Annotated in this window: 23 protein-coding genes; 7 read left to right on the forward strand and 16 right to left on the reverse strand. The window is 55.0% G+C overall.

Annotated features, from left to right (window positions below):
* The first annotated feature begins 29 nt into the window (after positions 1–29).
* A complete protein-coding gene (locus TH19_RS07005) occupies positions 30–884 on the forward strand; it encodes a D-amino-acid transaminase (RefSeq protein ID WP_114101634.1) in 855 nt (284 codons plus the stop codon).
* A 155-nt stretch (positions 885–1,039) separates the two neighbouring features.
* Positions 1,040–1,912: a DMT family transporter gene (locus tag TH19_RS07010; protein ID WP_114101860.1), complete on the forward strand. Its 873-nt coding sequence runs from the start codon at positions 1,040–1,042 to the stop codon at positions 1,910–1,912.
* Between the two features lie 29 nt (positions 1,913–1,941).
* Here TH19_RS07010 and TH19_RS07015 read toward each other — a convergent pair whose 3' ends face one another.
* From TH19_RS07015 to TH19_RS07065, 11 genes are all read right to left on the reverse strand, one after another.
* A complete protein-coding gene (locus tag TH19_RS07015; RefSeq protein WP_114101635.1) occupies positions 1,942–2,400 on the reverse strand; it encodes a pyridoxamine 5'-phosphate oxidase family protein in 459 nt (152 codons plus the stop codon).
* 129 nt (positions 2,401–2,529) lie between these two features.
* Complete coding sequence (locus tag TH19_RS07020) at positions 2,530–2,724, reverse strand: hypothetical protein (protein ID WP_114101636.1); 195 nt, start codon at positions 2,722–2,724, stop codon at positions 2,530–2,532.
* Entirely contained in the window at positions 2,717–3,289 is a 573-nt protein-coding gene (locus TH19_RS07025; protein ID WP_114101637.1) for a hypothetical protein, read from the reverse strand. Before TH19_RS07025 ends, TH19_RS07020 begins: the two co-directional genes overlap by 8 nt.
* Entirely contained in the window at positions 3,283–4,167 is an 885-nt protein-coding gene (locus TH19_RS07030) for a TIGR01459 family HAD-type hydrolase (RefSeq protein ID WP_114101638.1), read from the reverse strand. Before TH19_RS07030 ends, TH19_RS07025 begins: the two co-directional genes overlap by 7 nt.
* 14 nt (positions 4,168–4,181) lie before the next feature.
* The gene (locus TH19_RS07035) at positions 4,182–5,336 is read right to left on the reverse strand and encodes a quinone-dependent dihydroorotate dehydrogenase (RefSeq protein WP_114101639.1); all 1,155 of its coding nucleotides are present in this window, start codon (positions 5,334–5,336) and stop codon (positions 4,182–4,184) included.
* A 102-nt stretch (positions 5,337–5,438) separates the two neighbouring features.
* Positions 5,439–5,888 (reverse strand): hypothetical protein, encoded by a 450-nt coding sequence (locus TH19_RS07040; RefSeq protein WP_114101640.1) that lies wholly within the window; start codon positions 5,886–5,888, stop codon positions 5,439–5,441.
* Positions 5,888–7,132 (reverse strand): MFS transporter, encoded by a 1,245-nt coding sequence (locus tag TH19_RS07045; RefSeq protein ID WP_114101641.1) that lies wholly within the window; start codon positions 7,130–7,132, stop codon positions 5,888–5,890. The genes TH19_RS07040 and TH19_RS07045 overlap by 1 nt, the downstream gene beginning before the upstream one ends.
* A gap of 7 nt (positions 7,133–7,139) precedes the next feature.
* Positions 7,140–9,656, reverse strand: a complete 2,517-nt coding sequence (locus TH19_RS07050) for a TonB-dependent siderophore receptor (protein WP_181846343.1) — start codon at positions 9,654–9,656, stop codon at positions 7,140–7,142.
* Positions 9,657–9,782: 126 nt separating this feature from the next.
* A complete protein-coding gene (locus TH19_RS07055) occupies positions 9,783–10,940 on the reverse strand; it encodes a FecR family protein (RefSeq protein ID WP_114101643.1) in 1,158 nt (385 codons plus the stop codon).
* Positions 10,941–11,082: 142 nt separating this feature from the next.
* Positions 11,083–11,595: a sigma-70 family RNA polymerase sigma factor gene (locus TH19_RS07060; RefSeq protein ID WP_114101644.1), complete on the reverse strand. Its 513-nt coding sequence runs from the start codon at positions 11,593–11,595 to the stop codon at positions 11,083–11,085.
* Positions 11,596–11,806: 211 nt separating this feature from the next.
* The gene (locus tag TH19_RS07065; protein ID WP_114101645.1) at positions 11,807–12,190 is read right to left on the reverse strand and encodes a winged helix-turn-helix transcriptional regulator; all 384 of its coding nucleotides are present in this window, start codon (positions 12,188–12,190) and stop codon (positions 11,807–11,809) included.
* Positions 12,191–12,346: 156 nt separating this feature from the next.
* Here TH19_RS07065 and TH19_RS07070 point away from each other — a divergent pair, with 156 nt between their 5' ends.
* Positions 12,347–13,459, forward strand: coding sequence for an NADH:flavin oxidoreductase (locus TH19_RS07070; RefSeq protein ID WP_114101646.1), 1,113 nt, complete (start codon positions 12,347–12,349; stop codon positions 13,457–13,459).
* 167 nt (positions 13,460–13,626) lie between these two features.
* On the opposite strand, the gene TH19_RS07075 is transcribed toward TH19_RS07070, so the two are convergent.
* Positions 13,627–13,986: a DUF952 domain-containing protein gene (locus tag TH19_RS07075; protein ID WP_114101647.1), complete on the reverse strand. Its 360-nt coding sequence runs from the start codon at positions 13,984–13,986 to the stop codon at positions 13,627–13,629.
* Between the two features lie 37 nt (positions 13,987–14,023).
* The gene (locus TH19_RS07080; protein ID WP_114101648.1) at positions 14,024–14,941 is read right to left on the reverse strand and encodes a LysR substrate-binding domain-containing protein; all 918 of its coding nucleotides are present in this window, start codon (positions 14,939–14,941) and stop codon (positions 14,024–14,026) included.
* A 73-nt stretch (positions 14,942–15,014) separates the two neighbouring features.
* On the opposite strand from TH19_RS07080, the gene TH19_RS07085 reads away from it, so the two are divergent.
* The 4 genes from TH19_RS07085 to TH19_RS07100 all read left to right on the forward strand — a co-directional run bounded on the left by TH19_RS07085 (position 15,015) and on the right by TH19_RS07100 (position 18,047).
* The gene (locus TH19_RS07085) at positions 15,015–15,926 is read left to right on the forward strand and encodes a PhzF family phenazine biosynthesis protein (protein ID WP_114101649.1); all 912 of its coding nucleotides are present in this window, start codon (positions 15,015–15,017) and stop codon (positions 15,924–15,926) included.
* A gap of 179 nt (positions 15,927–16,105) precedes the next feature.
* The gene (locus TH19_RS07090; RefSeq protein WP_114101650.1) at positions 16,106–16,363 is read left to right on the forward strand and encodes a helix-turn-helix domain-containing protein; all 258 of its coding nucleotides are present in this window, start codon (positions 16,106–16,108) and stop codon (positions 16,361–16,363) included.
* Positions 16,360–17,667: a type II toxin-antitoxin system HipA family toxin gene (locus TH19_RS07095; RefSeq protein WP_114101651.1), complete on the forward strand. Its 1,308-nt coding sequence runs from the start codon at positions 16,360–16,362 to the stop codon at positions 17,665–17,667. Before TH19_RS07090 ends, TH19_RS07095 begins: the two co-directional genes overlap by 4 nt.
* Positions 17,664–18,047: a hemin receptor gene (locus tag TH19_RS07100; RefSeq protein WP_147250724.1), complete on the forward strand. Its 384-nt coding sequence runs from the start codon at positions 17,664–17,666 to the stop codon at positions 18,045–18,047. The genes TH19_RS07095 and TH19_RS07100 overlap by 4 nt, the downstream gene beginning before the upstream one ends.
* A 16-nt stretch (positions 18,048–18,063) precedes the next feature.
* On the opposite strand, the gene TH19_RS07105 is transcribed toward TH19_RS07100, so the two are convergent.
* The 3 genes from TH19_RS07105 to TH19_RS07115 all read right to left on the reverse strand — a co-directional run bounded on the left by TH19_RS07105 (position 18,064) and on the right by TH19_RS07115 (position 19,734).
* On the reverse strand, positions 18,064–18,639 hold the full coding sequence (locus tag TH19_RS07105; RefSeq protein WP_114101653.1) for a PIN domain-containing protein: 576 nt from the start codon (positions 18,637–18,639) through the stop codon (positions 18,064–18,066).
* Positions 18,640–18,645: 6 nt separating this feature from the next.
* Positions 18,646–19,080 carry a helix-turn-helix domain-containing protein gene (locus TH19_RS23015; RefSeq protein ID WP_258547854.1) on the reverse strand — a complete coding sequence of 145 codons (435 nt, stop codon included), beginning with the start codon at positions 19,078–19,080 and terminating at the stop codon, positions 18,646–18,648.
* A 168-nt stretch (positions 19,081–19,248) separates the two neighbouring features.
* Positions 19,249–19,734 carry a 3TM-type holin gene (locus TH19_RS07115; protein ID WP_114101655.1) on the reverse strand — a complete coding sequence of 162 codons (486 nt, stop codon included), beginning with the start codon at positions 19,732–19,734 and terminating at the stop codon, positions 19,249–19,251.
* Positions 19,735–19,745 lie beyond the last annotated feature (11 nt).

The raw sequence follows: 19,745 nt of genomic DNA on the forward strand, positions 1-19,745 counted from the left end.
ATATCCGTTCCTGATCCAGGAAAGTTGCCATGCGTACTGTTTATGTAAACGGCGAGTTTTTGCCGGAAACCGAAGCCAAGATTTCGATCTTTGACCGATCCTTCCTGTTTGCCGATGGCGTGTATGAAGTGACCTCGGTTCTGGATGGCAAGCTGATTGACTTCATGGGTCATATGAAGCGCCTCGAACGGTCGCTTTCCGAACTTAAATTCGCGTTCAAACCTGATATTGACCAGCTTCTTGAAGCCCACCGCGAGCTGGTAAAACGCAACGACATCACCGAAGGCCTGATTTATCTTCAGGTATCGCGTGGGTCGGCTGGTGATCGTGATTTCGCAATCAACCCGGAAACCACGCCGACCATCGTTATGTTCACTCAGTCCAAGTCGCTGATCAAATCAGCCCTGGCCGAACGTGGACAGAAAATCGTCACCTTCCCTGATATCCGCTGGCGCCGGTCCGACATCAAGACCGTGCAGCTTCTTTATGCGTCGCTTCTGAAAACCGAAGCCGCATCCAAGGGTGCCGACGATGCATGGATGGTTCTGGATGGCTTTGTGACCGAAGGATCGTCAAACAACGCCTATATCGTGACCCAGGACGGCACGATTGTAACCCGCGAGCTGTCGACCGACATTCTGCACGGCATCACCCGCGCATCGGTCCTGAAATGCGCCGAGGAGCTTCAACTTAAAGTCGAAGAACGCCACTTCACCATCGAAGAAGCGCAGAATGCAAAAGAAGCATTCTCGACCTCGGCCTCGGCCTTTGTCTGCCCGGTTGCCGAGATCGATGGCAAGAAAATCGGCGATGGTGTCCCCGGCCCGATCGCCAAGCGCCTGCGCGAGATTTACATCGAAGCCAATCGCGCAACCGCACTCTGATCGCGCCAACGCCTTCGATCGCCTGATCAAACGCCGTTCCTTAACCGGGGCGGCGTTTTTCTTTGTGGCCTAACCTGTCCTTTTGCCCTAACACTCGAAGACAGATGGCAAAACGCCCCAACAAACAAGCCATCACAGGGAAAGCGCCACAAACCATGAATGCTCAACAGCCCCACCATAACATGACCGGCATCATTTTGATGTGCGCAGGTGTCGCCCTGCTTTGCGTCAATGATGCCCTGGCCAAGGGATTGATGGATCATTATTCGCCGATCCAGATCATCTTTATGCGCAATTCCATTGCCCTGCCCTTTGCCACCCTGCTTGCCATCAGGATGGTCGGTCTTGGCGGGCTTCGGTCCAACCGGGTTGGCGTGCATTTCATGCGCACCGTCATCTGGATCACCGCAACCATCATGTTCTTTACCAGTATCCATCTGATGGGACTGGCCGAGGCAACGGCCCTTGCCTTTGTCGCGCCGCTTTTCATCACCGCCATTTCATCGGTGCTGATCGCGCGGGTTGGCTGGCGGCGCTGGATTGCCGTCATGGTCGGGTTTATCGGGGTTCTGGTGATTGTCCGCCCGGGTGCGGCAACGTTCGAGCCGGTGTCGCTTTTGCCCGTCGCCACTGCCTTTACCTATGCGCTTTTGATGCTCAGTGCCCGTTTGCTTGATGCCCGTGAAAGCATGTGGACGCTTTTGTTTTATCTAAGCTTCACCAGCACGTTACTGAGTGCCTGTGTCGTCTGGTATTTCTGGACCCCGGTCCGGGCCGAGGATATCGGGCTTTTCATCGCCATTGCCTTTGTCGGCACCGGCGGCATGACCATGATCACCCAGGCCTTCCGCATTGCCGACGCGCCGACTGTTGCGCCCTTTGACTATACCGCCCTTGTCTGGGCAACCGGGCTTGGCTGGTTCTTCTGGGGGGAAACACCCGACCTTCTGACCTTTGTCGGGGCGGCAATCATTACCGCCAGCGGCATCTTCATCATCTTCCGCGAAAAGCGCGTGGCAGAAAGCTGATCTTGTAAGGCCCCGCCTTGGCGCAGCCGCTAATCGCGGGGCTTTACGCCATAACTGATCATCGCACCGGCCCGCATGGCGGCTTCGTCCATATCGGGATTAAAGCGATAACTTGGCGCCAGGATTTCCTTGGCCTTCGTGACCTTCACATCGATCAGCGATCCAACCCGAAAGGCATCACCTGCCATGCCTTGCAGGATTGCGTGACGATGGTCATAGCCCTCATCACGCGGGCGCATCAGTACGGCCTCGCCATAAAGCTGCCAGCCCTTTTGCGAAAACACATCGACAAAACTGACACAGACACGCCGATCACGTGCGACATTCTGAACCGATTGCGGGGATGCGATATTGGCAATGATAATCCGGTCTTCGCCATAACAGGCAAAGATTTCCTTCGGGCTGACCGACGGCCCGTCCTCGGAACCGGTCGCCAACCAGCACAGGACCGAGCGGTTGGCATAATCACGGATTTCATCACTGAGCATGGGGCATTACTCGTATGTCTTTATGGCCGGTTTGCCACCACACTTTGACAGCTCAATTGCTCACTGACCATAAAAACAAACCCGCCTTTCATCAGAAAAGCGGGTCAAACACATCCATATGCGCAGGGATTAGTAATTGGCTTTGAATTTTGGTGGCCGGCCTTTTTTTGCCGCCAGCTCAGTAAGACTACGCAGCAATGCGCGCTTGCTTTCCGTGCGATATTTTCCTGAATTACGCGCAACATAATCCGTACCAGAATAGCCAAGCTCGGCCTTTTTCCGGTTGATCCCTGCTGCTAGTTCTTCAATACTGATCTCACGCATGAGCCTGCATTTCCAAAAATTCCAAATTGAAATCGCCAAAAGTTTCCTCGACGATACGTCTGTCAAGATAATCCTTATCAAGCTCGAGCGCAAGCTTGTAGAGCTTAATCGCTTGGTCCAGCCGGTCCCGATCATAATTGGGTGGACAGTTATATTGCGCCATACGGTCTGCAATCAAATCTTCAACGCAAATCACATCGACTGCACGACCGTCATCAAGTCGCAATAAAAAGACCCTGTCATAGCTGCCGCGGCCATCCAGTAAAGTCCGCCCAACAACCTCTACACCAACTTCCAGCACGGGATGCAAAAAGCCGCGAGAAAACGATCCCGGACCGACACTGCGTTCAAAGCCAGCTTCTTCAAGGGCCGTTTCAAATATGTCCTGCCAAGGTGTTACCACATCCAGATCACCGGACATCAACTCACCCAGCGTGATCAATTCGGCGGCCGCCCCACCAACAAGTACAGGTCGCTGATGCCCTTGACTCTCGACATCATCGAAGGCATCAGACAGCAGCCTGAGCGCTTCGACAAACTCGGGTCGGTAAAATGTGTCTACCAACAAAAATCCCCGATCGCATAGGTGATGTGGCGGCCCGTCGCCGCCAGAAGCGCATCAAGCTTTTCACGTTCCGGCAAGGTGCCGCGCGGTGCGTCCAGTTCGGCGGCGTGGATGCCGCCGGTCACAAGGGCGACATCAAGCCCGGCATTGTTTGATCCGGCGATATCGGTCGAGATGCTGTCACCAACCACCAGCAATTTGGCATCCGGGCCCTTGTCAAACATCTGAAGGCAGAAGTCATAGGCACTGGCGAACGGCTTGCCTTCCCAGCGGACATCGCCGCCCAGTTCTTCGTACCGTCCGGCAATCGCACCGGCACAAATGATCCGTTCCCCGCCACGAATAACTTCGCGGTCCGGGTTCGGGCACAGGACCGGAAGATTGCGGGCCTTAAGTGCGTGCAAAAGGTCTTCATATTTCGAAACCGGATCATGATCCTCGTTCGGGCCGGTGATCAGAACCCAGTCGGCGTCCTCGACCGTTTTGACGATCTCGACATCCTGATGCTCGAACATCGACATATCGCGCACCGGACCGACCATCAAAACCTTGCGGCCCAGCTTCGCATACCAGGGATCGGCACGGTCCACGAGCTGGCGATAGGCGATCTCGCCCGATGCCACCGCCGGACCATAAAGATCCCGCGCAATGCCCATATCTTCCATCCGGCCGGTCACCACCGACGAACGACGTGGTGCGTTGGACAGAAGTGCAACCGGAATACCGGCTTCTTTCAGGGCCGTCATCGCCGGGATCGAGCTTGGATATGGTGTAACCCCGTCATGCACCACCCCCCAAAGATCAAGGATCACGGCATCATATTTGCCGATCACTTCCGAAAGGCCATTGATCATTTCATAGGGGGCGGATTTGCTCATTCCGGTCAGTCCTTTTAATCGTCTTTGTCGTCTGATTTGGTGTCGGTTTTGGCTTCAAGTGCTGCCTTGGCGTCGCGGGCCTCATCCACCGGGATGTTCTTGCCCGAAATTTCCGGGAAGGCGGCACCAACCGCGTCCGCAACATTGGCAAAGCCATCCTTGCGCAGCCTGCGGGCAAGGTCTTCCTTGATATCGGTTACAAGCTCAAGCCCGTGATAGACCAGCGAAGAATAAAGCTGCACCAGTGATGCGCCATTCAGGATCTTTTCATAGGCATCCTTGCCCGATGCAATCCCGCCAACCCCGATCAACGGCACCTTGCCCTCGGTCAGGCGGTAAAAATCGGCAAGAACCTTGGTCGATGGCTCCATCAAAGGCGGGCCGGAAAGACCGCCCTTTTCATCCTGGTCATAGGAATTAAGCCCGACCGGCCGGTCAATCGTCGTGTTCGAGACAATCATGCCATCGATTTTGACCTTAAGCACCACGCTCGCAATGTCGGATTTGTCTTCATCGGTCAGGTCCGGCGCGACCTTGAGCAAGACCGGAACACCCTTGGCAAAGCTGTCGCGTGCCTTAAGCACCGATTTCAAAAGCTTCTCCAGTGGCGCACGGCCCTGAAGGGCGCGAAGGCCCGGCGTATTGGGCGACGATACATTGACGACAAGATAATCGGCATAGGGGCCAAGTGCCTTGACCCCTTTGACGTAATCATCGGCCGCATCTTCGGAATATTTGTTTTTGCCAAGATTGGCGCCAAGGATACCCCGGCGCGCGCGTTTGCGCAGGCGTGCAGCCACTGCCTCGGCCCCGTCATTATTGAACCCCATACGGTTGATCACCGCACGGTCGGAATAAAGACGGAAAAGACGGGGTTTGGGATTGCCCGGTTGCGGCAGCGGCGTGACCGATCCGATTTCAACAAAACCGAACCCGTGCGAAAGTGCCTGATTGGGAACTTCGCCGTTTTTATCAAAGCCGGCCGCCAAACCAACCGGATTGGCAAATTTGCGCCCGAAAACTTCGGTTTCAAGGCTTGGCGTCGCATCCGTCGCGTCATCATCGCGCGGCACCAGATTGTTTTTCAATGCCCAGATGGCAAGACCATGTGCGGTCTCTGCATCAATCCAGCGGACAATCGGCAAAACCAGTGACTTGTACCACCCCACGCGACAGGCTCCTTCTGCGTTTGACAACCTGTCCTGTTCTTACGCGTGGAGGCCTTACAGGGCAAGGAACAATCGCGCCCTGCCCTGCATGATCAGTCTTTATCAGGATATCTGATCCAGCATCTTTTGCGCGGTAACAATGGTCGCCTCGCGGGTTTGCACAACTTCCATCGGGAACTTGAACAATCGGCCCATGATTGTGCCGATCCGCTTGGTCAAAAGCGCGCCAAGGGCTTCGTCACGCGTGACGTAAACATAGCCCCTGCAATAGGTATTCAAAGCATCGCGATGATTTTTGATCCAGATATTGGATGTCTTTTCATCTTCGTGCGGCTCGTCATCATGGTCATGGCTGGCCGGGGTCCAAACCGCAACAAAGGGCTGTTGCTGATCAAGAATGCTGCCCAACCCGTCCAGAACCCCTTGCACGCGGTCCAGTTCGTCAAGTTCGGGAAACCGGACAAAGACAATTGGCCAGTGTTGCAGGTCAAAAAAATCCGCACGCGGTGCAGTTCCGATAAAACCGTCGGGAACAGTATTATCCACACTCATCAGTCATTCTTTCCAAGAAGGGTAAACAGGAAAAGCACCGTCACAATCAACGCAATTGCACCCGCGCCATAAAACAGGCCCCAGGTCACAAGCGGTACGATCTGTGTGGCAGCAACAGTCATCAATGTGCTGGCAAAGCGGCTTATGCCGTAATAGGCGGCATAGTCGGTTGCGGGCTGATCCCCGGCCGCCCATCCCAGTATTTTTGTCGCCAGGGCGACATAAATGCCACTGACACCGGCCCCGATGGCAACCGCCCCGACAATGGCGATCAAATGGCTTTCAAGATGATAGCCGATCACCATCGCAACCAGCGCGCCAAAGGCAAGGCATGCAAAAACCAGCATCGCATGAACAAGCCCCAGATAGCGCATCAACGCGACAGAGGCCGCGGACGTCGCCAACATCGAAACAGGGCCAAGTGTCCCGACGATCCAGCCGATTTCGGCAACGGGGACCCCAATATCGACCAGCATCAAACGATTAAGACCAACAAGCGGGAACATGATGCAGCACGCAACCGTCAGCAACACCAGACGAATACAGGAACTGCGATCACGCAGAAGCCGCAAAAGGCTGGCCCCGGCTTGAACATTACCTGTGTCGCGGATGTCTTCTGCCAGTCCTTCCTGCTTGCCAAGGACCAGCACCGGACACACCAACAAGACAAGAACCGCGCCCAGGATCAAAAAGGTGGTCTGCCAGCCAAGATCACCGGCAAGGGCAATGAACACACCGCCGCCAATCATGCTGCCCCCGGCAAGAGCTGCAAGTTTGGTTGCCGATGCTGTTGATCGCCAGTCGGGCGCAACCAGCCTTACGGCAAGTGCGTCAAGGGCAATATCCATGGTGGCAATCGCCACCACGATTGCAAAGCCAAGGGCAAACAGCGCCAAAGGTGCCGCCCCCTCGTTAAAGGCAACAACCACAAGCCCCAGAACCGCAAGCAATTGCATGGACACGATCCAGCCAACCCGGCGCGACAGGAACGGCAAACGCACCCGATCAATCAGCGGCGCCCACAGGAATGTCAGACCGAATGGCAGATACAGCAGATAAAGCCAGCCAGCAGTCGATATATCGATCCCCTGCGCCCGCATCACGGTCGGAAGACCACCATTCACAACGCCCATAACCATGCCAAAACCGACATAAAGGGCATTGATCCCCGCAAGCACCAGACCATGTCGACGCCGAATGGCGGGGGTTTGATCCCCCGCCACACACGTATTCAAGTTCGACATAGCTGCCTCACCAAGCGTATTTCAGTGAAACATAGACAGTCCTGCCATTGCCATAGTTACAGAAGTTATTGGAAAGACAGGTGACATAGGTTTCATCGGCAAGGTTGGACACATTCATCTGGGCCGTGATGTTTTCCATGCGGCTATCAAGGGCACCAAGGTCATACCGCACCATCGCATCAAACAGGGTATAGTCCGGAACATCGATACGAACCGCACTTGCACTTGCTGCATTCGGGCTGTAACCGCCGACCGTTTCCCCGACATAGCGCACACCACCCCCGATCGTCAGGCCATCAATGAAGCCACGATCAAATTTGTGATCCAGCCAAAGGGATGCCGTGATATCGGGAATTGCAATCGGTGCATCCCCAAGATCATTGACCACACTTTTGGTAATTTCCGCATCAGTATAGGTGACGTTTGCAATTGCGTTTGTCTGGTTGGTCAAGGCAACCTTGGCCTCGAACTCCACGCCCTTTGACTGTACCTCACCGGTTTGATAGCGCTGGTTCGGGTTGATCTGGCTTACGACATCTTCCTGCGTGATATCGAAATAGGCCAGTGTGAACAGGGCATTGATACTGGTCGGTTCATATTTCAAACCAACTTCATATTGCTCGGCCGTGGTCGGATCCATCGCATCGCCGTTGTAGTCGGTCCCGCTGACCGGAAGATAAGACGTTGCATAGCTGACATAGGGTGCAATGCCGCTTTCAAAATTATAGACAGCACCGGCTTTCCAGCTGAAGGCATCGTCATTCTGGGTCTGGCGCACGCTTGTACGGTTGTTGTCGGTCACTGTCTGAACGGCGTCATATCGCCCGCCAAACAGGAAATTCCAGTTCCCGATATCAAGCTGATCCTGAATATAAAGGCCGGATTGGCTGATGGTCTGGTCCTGATCAACAAACGGCGACAAGGAGATGGACGTCGCAACACCATAAACCGGGTTCAGATAATCAATTGTCGGTGCCGACGCGCCATATAACCGGTACTGCGATGAGTCCGAATATTTGTAATCAAACCCGAACAGCGCCGTATGATCGATCATGCCCGTGGTGAAATCTGCCTGGGCCTGCAAATCCGATGTGACACCGCGGGTCTGTTCGTCTGTGGTCAAGGCATAACGGTTGATCGTGTGGCCATCTGCGGCAAGGCTGCTGGTGGCGATATCCTTGGTCGATACATCAATGTCGAGATAACGCAGATTGTGGCGAAACGCCCATGTGTCATTCAGGACATGCTCGAATTCATATCCGACGGAATACTGTTCACGATCAAAGTCGGAAAATGCCGGATCGCCATCATTGAAACTGCGCGGTATTGCCCCGGCAGAGCTGCTCCAGACCGTCCCGACTGTCGGCAAAATACCGTAATAGCCGCCTTCGGGATCACGCTGATAATGGCTCAGCATGGTAAGCGTGGTGTCATCTGTCGGCTTCCAGGTCAGTGCCGGTGCCACATAAACACGCTGTTCCTTGGTGTTGACCACCTGTGTTTCGCTGTCTCGACCCAACGCGACAAAACGATACAGCAACGAATTGTCGTCGGTCACCGGTCCCGAAACGTCGGTCGCCAGTTGATAACGATCATGACTGCCAACAAGAACTTCGACTTCGCCGCGTTTTTGTTCGGTCGGACGTTTGGTCACGACATTCACAAGCCCACCGGGCATGGCCGAGCCATAGGTGGTCGATGCCGGACCTTTCAGAACTTCAACCCGCTCGACACCATATGCTTCGGTTTGGGGAAAGGCATATCCCGGACCGCGCACCATGTTAAGCCCGTCCTGATACTGGATCGGATCACTTGGTGAACCAAAACCGCGAATATAGGGAATGTCATACCGCGATGCCGAACCGCGCACTTCGGCGGCAACACCGGATGTATAACGCAGTGACTGGGTAATGCTTTGGGCTTGCTGCACCTCGACCTGATCGCGCGTCACCACTGATATCGACTGTGGTGTTTCAAGCAAAGATGTGTTGGTTTTGGTCCCGGTAACACTGGTTGTCGCGACATAACCGTCGACAATATCGGTTTGGGCATCGCGGCGGCTCATGGCTTCGACCATAACCGGATCAAGCATTACCGCATCCTGATCCCCTGTGGCAGGACGCAAAATTTCAACGGTCGAGCGCGAAACAACAAAATACAGACCACTTCCGGCCAGCAACTGACGCAGGGCGGCTTCGCCCGACATTTCCCCGCTGACAGCCTGTGCCGAAACATCGCGGGCAACATCGCCATTCACCGTGACCTGAATACCCGATTGCTGACCATAGGCGACAAGCGCATCGGTCAATGGCTGTGCGGCAATATCAAAATTCTGAACTGCCTGGAATTTTTCTTCGAACCCCGCTGTCGCCGATGCCTCTTGCGCCTGAACCGGCGCCACCATCGAAATCGATGACAAGGCCGTCGTTACCGCAAGCATCCCCGCCAAGGCAACTTTCCGGTGAATCCCGGAAAAACAGGTTCCTACCCCCTTGATCACGTCGTGTTCCACCTTTTTTGACATGTTGATATCCTGCGCCATTGCGAATGCGATTGCATATCAATGACGCTTCTATAGATGGAACGCCGGCTGTTCAGTTTTTTCTCTAAAAAATCGGGATTTTTTATAAATCGTTGTTTTACAACGAATTTATCTTGAGACAATCACAAGCCACGGCGAGACCTGCCACAAATCGGCCTCTCGCGCCCGGGCAACGCCATACAAAGCCTCAAGCGGGTCAGACAGGTTGTAAACCCCCGTCACGGTTTCATCTGACAGGGCATCGCCAAGAACCACAATCTTGCCGGCGTAATAGCGACGCAATTGATCAACCACCGCGCCAAGCGGCTGATCACGGGCAATCAGCTGCTTTTGACGCCATGGCGCGACATGGGTAACGGGCTTGTCCCCGCGTGCCATCTGTCCTGCTCCATTGCCCCCGGCCCAATCGACATGAACCGATTGCCCCGCATCAAGCGTGGCGGCAAGCAGTGATTGCTCTTCACTGGTATAGTCGACCCGCACGCGGCCATGCTCAACCGCAACATCCACGCCGCTTTTACCGCGCAGGACCTCAAACCCGGTTCCAAGGACCGTGGAATTCACATCATCGGCTGTGACGACAAACGGGCGTTCCGGATTGGCGGCCACGTCAAAAAACGCATCCCCGTCCAAAAGCCGAATTTTGCGTCGCTCATTGCTATAAACCACAGTGATGGCACTTTCCGGTGCCAGCGTTACTTTGCTGCCATCCTCAAGCATCACCGTGCGGATTTCTGCTGTCCCGGTGGCATAGTCCGATTGCAAATTCCGCAACATGCCCGGCCCGGCAACAATCGCAAACAGACTTGCCGCCATCGCAACACCAAGCCCCCCGAAACGGGCCAAACGCCCAAACCGGCGGGTGCCAAATGATCGGGAAGACGAGGATGAATGACGATTTGCGGAAACATGAATTGGAGATTGCCCCGGCATGCTGACGCTGCCGTCATTGGCAGCCGGTTCATCACGATGCGTCTGCGCGCTTGCCCCACCGGCAACTGCTTCACTGCCAACTGCCGCGTCATTTTTGCGAACTTCGGCCAAAAGCGGCTGCCACTTTGCGGCATGAACAGGCATTGCCTTGTCCATCGCTTCTGATGCCTGTGTCATGGCATCCCAAGCCGCCCGGTTCACAGGATTTGCCGAAAGCCAATTTTCAAAATCGCGGCGCAAACCGGCATCGTCCGGTTCCTCACCAAGGAGCAGGAACCAGTCTGTTGCCTCGCGCGATGCGGCTTTCTCGATCTGTTGGACGTTCGCAGTCATACGCTTTCCTGGACCCCGCCCCGTTCACACAGGGAAACCGGCGATCCGTCTTTGCCATTCCACAAGCCCACAGGGTTAACTTCCCTGTATATACAACGCTTGGTCGACGGCTTTTTATACAAAATTCCGGTTCCGAACAAGATCACGGCCATCCGAGCTTCTCCTTGCAGTGCTGCAAGGCATCGCCAACCAGACGATGCGCCAATGGCAACGAGATATCGAGTGCAACCGCAATTTCACGCAATTTGGCCCCGCCGAAACGATGCATTTCAAACGCCATGCGGGTGCGTTCCGGCAGTTCGTCAAGGGCCGCCATCACCAATGCATATTCGTCTTTATACAGCGCGACGATTTCCGGTGACGGCGGACTGTTTTGCGACATATTTGCCGCAGCTTCGAAATCATCATCGGTGATGACCTGACTTTCGCGTTTCAGGCGACGCTTCCCGTCCAGGGCCAGATTGCGCACAATCCGGAAAAGGTAACTGGTGGAATCATCAAGGAACCTGCCGTTCGATGCCTCGTCAAACCGCAACCAGGCTTCCTGCACAACGTCTTCGGCCTGGGCACGACTGCCGACGATGCTGCTGGCATAGTTCAGCAACGCCCGACGGTGCGTGACAAAAATATCCAGACTGGTTGGCTGCTTGCCCAATGACGGTCGTCCTGCGCTTTGATCCTTTCTGTTCACCTGAAATAGCAAACAGATGCCCTCATCGAATAATTCAAATGCGGATCATTCGCAACAACATCTAGATGCTTGCGTAAAACTGCGCAAGAATTTTCTCTGAAATGCCCCGCCCCGATCAAACAGGGACGCAGTTCATATAAGGGGTGCCCAATCCAACACCCCTTGCGGTATCGCGTCAGGCAGTCTCGCCCATACGTTCATCAAACGCCGCACGGGCGGCCTCAACCTCAGGCATCTTTTCCTTGGTCCAGTAATAAAGCGCCTTGAACGGTTCGATCAGGGTACGACCCAGCGGGGTGATTTCATATTCGACCGCGACGGGTGATGTCGCAATGACATTGCGCGCAATGATGCCGTTGCGTTCAAGCTTGCGTAATGTCTGGGTCAGGGCCTTTTGCGTGATGCCTTCAAGGCCGCGCTTGATCGCATTAAAGCGAAGCGGTCCTTCGGCAAGAACGGCAAGGATCATCATCGACCATTTGTCGGCGATCTGGTCAAACAGCCCCCGACACGGGCAATCGGCCCGGAATTCCTTGATCGAACATTCCTTCATTTCCATGACGGACCCTTTCGGTTACGCGGCTTTCTTCGCCTCAACTGCGGGTAGGCGGTTTCCTTGAGTATACCTGGTTTCTTCAAGGTGCCTCATTGACACCAGGTATATAACATATATCTAGTCTCCATCATAGACTTTCATCAGACGGAGACTTCCGCAATGACCAACACAGACATTCTGTTTCAGCCCTTCCGGCTGAAAACCCTTGAACTGCCAAACCGCATCGTGATGGCCCCGATGACCCGCACCAAGGCCGCAAACGGCATTCCGGGCGCAATCAATGCCGAATATTACCGCAAGCGCGCCGAAGGCGGCGTTGGCCTGATCCTGTCCGAGGGCACAGTGATCAACCGCCCCGCTTCGCGCAACGATCCGGGCATTCCGTTCTTCCACGGTGATGCTGCCATGGCTGGCTGGAAGGCCGTCGCCGATGCCGTGCATGGCGCTGGCGGCAAAATGGGCCCGCAGATCTGGCATACCGGATCGACCCGTGCCTTTACCGAATGGGAACCAGATGCCCCGGTCGAAAGCCCGTCGGGCCTTCTTGGACCGGATCAGCCGCGCGGCAATACCATGTCTGATGCCGATATTGCCGACACCATTGCCGCCTTTGCCAAGGCCGCCCTTGATGCCAAGAATGCCGGTTTTGATACCTTTGAAATCCATGGTGCGCACGGCTATCTGATTGATCAGTTCTTCTGGTCGGGCACCAACCTTCGCACCGACCGTTTTGGCGGTAAAACCATTGCCGAACGTGCGACCTTTGCCCGCGAAGTGGTGGCTGCAATGCGTGCCGCCGTTGGTCCGGACTTCCCGATCATCCTGCGTGTCAGCCAGTGGAAGCAACAGGATTTCACCGCCCGCCTTGCCACCACGCCGGACGAAATGACGTCATGGCTGGCCCCGCTGGTCGAGGCCGGTGTGGATATCATCCATGCTTCCCAACGTCGTTTCTGGGAACCGGAATTCCCCGAAATTGACGGTGAAAAGGGCCTGAACTTTGCCGGTTGGGCGAAAAAGCTTACTGGCGCTGCCACCATTTCCGTCGGTTCTGTCGGGCTTTCATCGGACTTCATCGGCGCGTTTTCGGGCGAAGCATCCGAAAAATCCAACCTTGATGGTCTGGTAGAGCGTATGGAACGTGGCGAGTTCGATCTGATCGCGGTTGGCCGCGCCCTGATCACCGATGCCCAGTGGCCCAACAAGGTCGCCAAGGGTGCGTTTGACGAACTCGAAGACTTCAACGCCGCCGCCCTGGCCGAGCTGGTCTAACCGACCAGCTCACCCAACGATCTGCCAATACGTCAATACCCCCCAATACCCCCAAGTGCGTTCCCCCAAAACGCAAAAAGAAACCGGGCAGCACCAATCATGGTGCTGCCCGGTATTTTTATGCGGTAAAGTATTGACGGCCCAAAGCCTTAAAGCCCCGAAGGGGACTAGCGCAAATCTTCGGGCAGAATGTGAACACCGTTTTCATCAAGGCGAATATCATCAACCTTGGCAACATGTTCGACCGACAGGGTGTCATAAAGATGCGGGAAAAGCGTGCCGCCACGGGCCGGTTCCCATTTCAGTTTCGCCGCAATCGGCGCGACCGGAACCCGCAAAAGCTTAAGATGATCGCGCCCGGCATAATGCAGCGCAAGTGTTGCAGCCAGCGTATCCTGGGTCGAAAAATGGATAAAGCCATCGGCAATATCATGCGGCGCGCCGTCATATTGCCCGGCACTGAGCGCTTCCGCCCATTCGTCCGAACCCAATACGCGGTAAATCGTTTCATGTTCTATATTTGTCATGCCCGGAATTTAGGCAGGCGCGCACAAAACGGCAAGCCTATTTCATCTGATCGCGAAGCCAGCCCAAAAGCGTCGCATAACGCTCCGTCCCGGCGAAATCGGGACTGCATACCAGCCAATAGGCCGATTTCATCGCAACCGCTGGTCCGACCGGCGCAAGGAAGCCTTGGGCAATATCGCCCTCGATCAAAAGGGTTCGGCCAAGACCGATGCCCATGCCATTGATCGCGGCCTGCAGGACAAGATCAGCACGATCAAAGGCGATGTGGCGCGCATCCGTCTCAAAGCTCAGCCCCGCCTGATCCTTGTAATAGGCCCAGCTAAAATCGGTATCATCGCGCTCCCCCGCGACATCTTTTAAAAACGTTGTGGAATGTAACCCGGCAAGCATTTCAAGTGTTGCACCGGCATCACAATATCCCGGACGGGCCACCGGCAGAATTTCGGCCTTTTTAAGCAGGGTCGAATGCAGCCCCGGATAAGGCCCAACGCCAAAACGGATGGCCGCATCAATTACGCCCGCCCGGAAATCCACCGGGCGATCATTGACATCAAGCGCGATCTCAAGCCCCGCGTCCGCGGCATTTGCCAAATGCGGCAACACCCATTTCATCGCCAGCGACGATGACACCGACAGGCGCACCGCGCCCTGGGTTTCGAACTTTTCCAGCCGCTCGAACGCCATATCCCAAATCGCCATGGCGTCAATCGCCGCCGCACACAGGATACGGCCATGTTCGGTCGGGGTGATCTGGCGTGTGGTGCGCTCAAACAGCGAAAAGCCAAGTGCCTGTTCCAAAAGATTGACCCGGTGACTGATCGCCGACTGATGCACGCCAAGGATTTCGGCCGCCTTGCTGAAACTGTTTTCGCGCGCAATCGCCGCCAAAAGCGGGGCGTTCTGATTGGCCCTGGCGATCAGGCTCGCACGTGACTTTTCATGAGATATCTTCATTTATATATGAGTTCTTTATCTCTGATTTGGCAACTAAAACAGGATTATTAGAGATTTTAGCAGGAACAGAGTTATGAGTACATCTCAAGAAATACCCCAAACCGTCACGGTTCAGATCGTCAATGCCTTTGTCAAAGACGGTATGGGCGGCAACCCGGCCGGGGTGGTGCTGGATGCCGATCGATATAGTGACGATCAAAAGCTGTTGATCGCGCAAAAGGTCGGACTTTCGGAAACCGCCTTTGTTTCGAAATCCGAGACATGTGGCATCAAGCTTGATTTCTTTACGCCGACCAAACGCATTGCCCATTGCGGCCACGCCACCATCGCAACCTTTTCCTATCTGGCCGAACTGGAACGCTTTGGTGATGGTGCAACATCGAAGGAAACCGTCGATGGCCCGCGCAAGATCATCCTGGATGCCGGCATGGCCTATATGGAACAGCTTGCCCCGACCTACGCCCCCGCTGCCAACTGGTCCGATAAGGACGTCACACTTTGCGATGTTCTGAAATCACTCGGGATTACCAGCGATGATCTTGACGACCGCGCCCGCCCGGTTCTGGTCAATACCGGCAATAACTTCATCGTCCTTGCGGTCAGGGATCAGGCAACCCTTGCCGGCATCACACCCGATCAGGATGCCATCAACGACATCAGCGAAAAGCTTGATCTGATCGGTTATTACATTTTCACCACTGATACCGGTGATGCGGATATTGATGCCACCACCCGGATGTTTGCCCCGCGCTATGGCATCTCTGAGGAAGCCGCCACCGGCATGGCCGCAGGTCCACTTGCCTGTGTGCTTTATGACTTTCTGGACATGAACAAGGACACATTCCTGATCGCCCAGGGCGCATTCATGGCTCAACCATCACCAAGCCGGATCACCGTCACCCTCGACCTTAAAGACCGCCGCATCACCGGCCTTCTGGCCGGCGGTCAGGGCAAGGTGATGAAAAGCCTGAACATCCCCCTTTGACGCGCCCTGCCTTATCGGGTGCCTCTGCCACCATCGCCGAAGCACCCGAACTTTACCCGCAGGTAAACAATCTCCAGAAACCAAACCAAAAACAGCGGAAATTTACCCATAGGTAAACTTTTCTTTACTTCCGGCATTAAATCACTTAAATTTACCCACAGGTAAATTTGGAGGATACCATGCACATCACCCGCATGGATCAACTTGGCCCGGAAATCCGCAATGCGCGCAGGGCACTTGGCCTATCGCAAACCGATCTGTCGCTTGCGACGGGGCTCAGCATCAAATTCATCAGTCAGCTTGAAACCGGCAAGGCAGACAATCCAAGCTTTGCCAATGTGATTGATATTGTCCGCGCCCTTGGCGGGCAGGTTGAAATCAACTGGCTTGATATCATGGCAAGTACCGATCCGGGCGACGACGGGGGCCGGGAATGAGCAAGTCACTCCTTGTTCTTGCCAATGGCCATGATCTCGTCGGCACCCTGAAGGCCGATGACCGTGGCTATATGTCGTTTGAATATGCACCGGAATGGCTAACGCAACCGACATCCTATCCGGTTTCGCAAAGCATCCCGCTGCGCCCCGGCCAGTTTGACCATACCGCTATCGAGCCGTTCTTTGACGGGCTTTTGCCCGATAAAAAGGATGTCCGACGCCAGATCGGGGAACTTTTTAACGTCGCCCCGACGGACGAATTTGGCATTCTTGAACATATCGGGCGCGACTGCGCCGGGGCCTTGATGCTGCTCCATCCCGATCAGCAAACAACATCCAACGCCCCCCAACCGCACCTGATGCCAATTACCCAGGATGATCTGGCCAACCGCATTGCCGAGCTACCACAACGCCCGCTTTTCATTGACGAGGACGAAGTCGTCCTGTCCCTTGCCGGGGTCAATGACAAGGCCGCGGTTTACATCGATCCCGACAGTGGCGACATATCCCTGCCGATTGGCGGCTATCCCAGCACCCATATCATCAAGATTGATATCGAACGCCTGCCGGATTCCACCCGGACCGAACATTTTTGCATGAAGCTCGCCCGCACCATCGGGCTTGATGCCGCCCACACCAAAATCCGGATATATAACGACCGCCCGGTGCTGTTTGTCACCCGGTTTGACCGCTCCTATGCCAAGGCTTCGGCCGGTGTGCACGTCACCCGCCTGCATCAGGAAGATTTCTGTCAGGCGACGGGCATCAACCCGGACCTGAAATATGAAAAACAGGGCGGACCGGACTTGGCCGCCATGTTTGCCATGACCCAAAAGGCCGCCACGGTTCCCGCCCGCGATATCCCGAAATTGCTTGGCTTTGTGATTTTCAATTTCCTGACCGGCAATCCCGATGCGCATGCCAAAAACTATTCACTGATCTATCGCCAGAATCCGAAATCGGTCCAGACCGCGATCAGCCCGCTATATGACGTCAATAACGGGGCCGCATTCCGCGATTGCTTCAAAACCCAGCGCCCCCGCCTCGCCCAATCCATTGGCGGCGAGTTTGATCCGACCAAACTTGACTGGTCGCATTGGGACGCACAGGCCCGCGCCATCGGAAGCTCCCCGACCGCCCTTCGCAAACAGCTCAAATCCATCGCCCAAAAACTGCAAGACGCCGTCAAACCACTGCGCGAAGAGCTGCGTAACAGCGACGCCGACAGCCCAAGACTGGACACCATCGTTGACGACGTATCACGCCGCTGCGACGATTGGCTGACGCAACGTGGGTACGCATGATGGATGATGAACTGACATTGCCGCCGGGCATTGGCCCACACAATGACCGCGAACTCGAATTGATGCTCGCCGGCAGCAAGCCGATGGCAATGTTTTCAGACGCCCTTCATGTCAGCGAATATTTCCCCGATGCCGATTTCGCGCCGCATGTGGCCGCAGGCACCATCATCCGCGTCGAAGAAATCATTCCACGCCCGCCCTTTGAGATGCGTTACCTGTTCTTCGCCCTACCCGGCGAAGAATGGCGGATCGAGGAAGCCTTGGTGATGTGCCGCAATCTGTGTGCCGGAACGGTTATCGATCACGATGCCGATTCAGCGCGGATGGGAGAGCTTTTGGGATATGCATCTGAGGATATCGAGACCTTTCTAAAGCACTGATCAAACTCCGTGCCCGTCACCAGTACCGCTCATATTCCTTCATCAAAAGCGCCGTTTTCAGCAAGCCTTGGCGTTTGGCAGTTTGAATAATAACTTCGGTTGAGAGTTCCGGATTTTGAAATCCTTCTCGCATAACCTTCAAGGCTTTGAAAGCCGTTTGCTCATGTAGGGTAATTGTATCTGCAATAAAGTCATCGGGTGATTTGGGTTCAATCCCGAACTTCACCAATTCATTGACCGGAAAGTCCTTAAGATTATCCGTAACTAACACTTGCGCGCGAGTATGCACTGCTGCGGCCAAAACATGGTGATCACCATCATCTGGTAACTGAATGATTGGAATAAGCACCTCATATCCGGAAACAGAGGCATCCTTAAACGCCCTTTCCATCTCCCAGCGCTGCCTTGAAGTATCCGCGTCTCCATTCGTGATTTTGGCAATTGCACGTTCCATTTCATCCAGAATCAAAGAACTCCATCTCGGACGAAAAAGCTCAGCCTCAGCAAGACTCAGGAGAAGATTGCGCTTGAACACACCGGCCAGAACACATGCATCAAGAAGCGCTGTAAAATGATCTGACCTGTATGACATTCGAGATCAATATCCCTTCAAGATAAGGTCGGCATCCATCCGTGCCAATTCCGACAATGCTTCTCGGCGCTCCGCATCCCGCACTGCCTTGTAGGCAAACAAATCCTCTGCCTTGATCCGACGATGCCGCCCAACGGTAGCGTAAGGGATGTCGCCCGCTTCAAGCAGCTTGATCAAATAGGGTCGCGACACATTCAGCAAATCCGCTGCTTGCTGTGTCGTCAAATCTGCCGACAGCGGGATCATCTGAAATCCCTGACGGCCAGAAACCAGACGCAACAAGTTCATCAGGCTTTCCGTCAAAGCAGGGCTGAGCGTGATGGTTTCCGCCCTGCCCTCACCACGCACAACAGTCAGCTTAGTATCCTCGCCTTCCTTCGCCTGCGAGGCAATAATCTGGCGAAGCTGGTCGGCTGTTGCGCTTTCGATTTGCGTTGGCAAGCGGCCACCGAAATCATCTTTTCGTAAGGCTGACATTGCTCATACTCCGTTTCCCGTCACCTCCCCCTCCCTTCTCCGGTCTTAGGGGGCTGCTTAATATATAATACGCGCCCTTTTTAAACGCAATATTCGAAACAATCGCATTATTCGAAACTATCGGCAGATAACTCACATCTTCTTATCCGCACTCCGCTTAACTACACTCACCCCCAAAACCCCAAGTGCAATGCCCCAGATCGGGCTGGTATTGACCAGGGCGGCGATAATCGCGGGGGCCTGAAGTGGGGTCAGGATGATGGCGGCGGCAATTGCGCCCATGGTCATGATCCAGGTGAGCGCGACAGCATAGCCGAAGCTTGGCCGCCAGCGCCGCACGAACGCGTCTTCGCTGGCAACCTCGGCCCGGATGGTGCGATTGACCGATTTAAGCGTTTCGGTATCGCGGGCCAGTTCGATTTCCGCCATGCGTTCGGTGTGGCGGTTGGCTTCAAGGATTTGGGCGGGTGTGACGTCGCCTTTGGTGACGGCATCTTCGACCTGTTTAAGGCCCTCGGCCGCAGACTTGGCAATCGGATTGTCGATATGATCAAGTCCGGCACCAACCGCCTTGATCAAAAGCGGCAGACCGATCTGGGCAAGCAATGCTGGGATCACGTGATACCTCC

It is taken from the genome of Thalassospira profundimaris (genome assembly GCF_003326675.1).
Classification (GTDB): domain Bacteria; phylum Pseudomonadota; class Alphaproteobacteria; order Rhodospirillales; family Thalassospiraceae; genus Thalassospira; species Thalassospira aquimaris.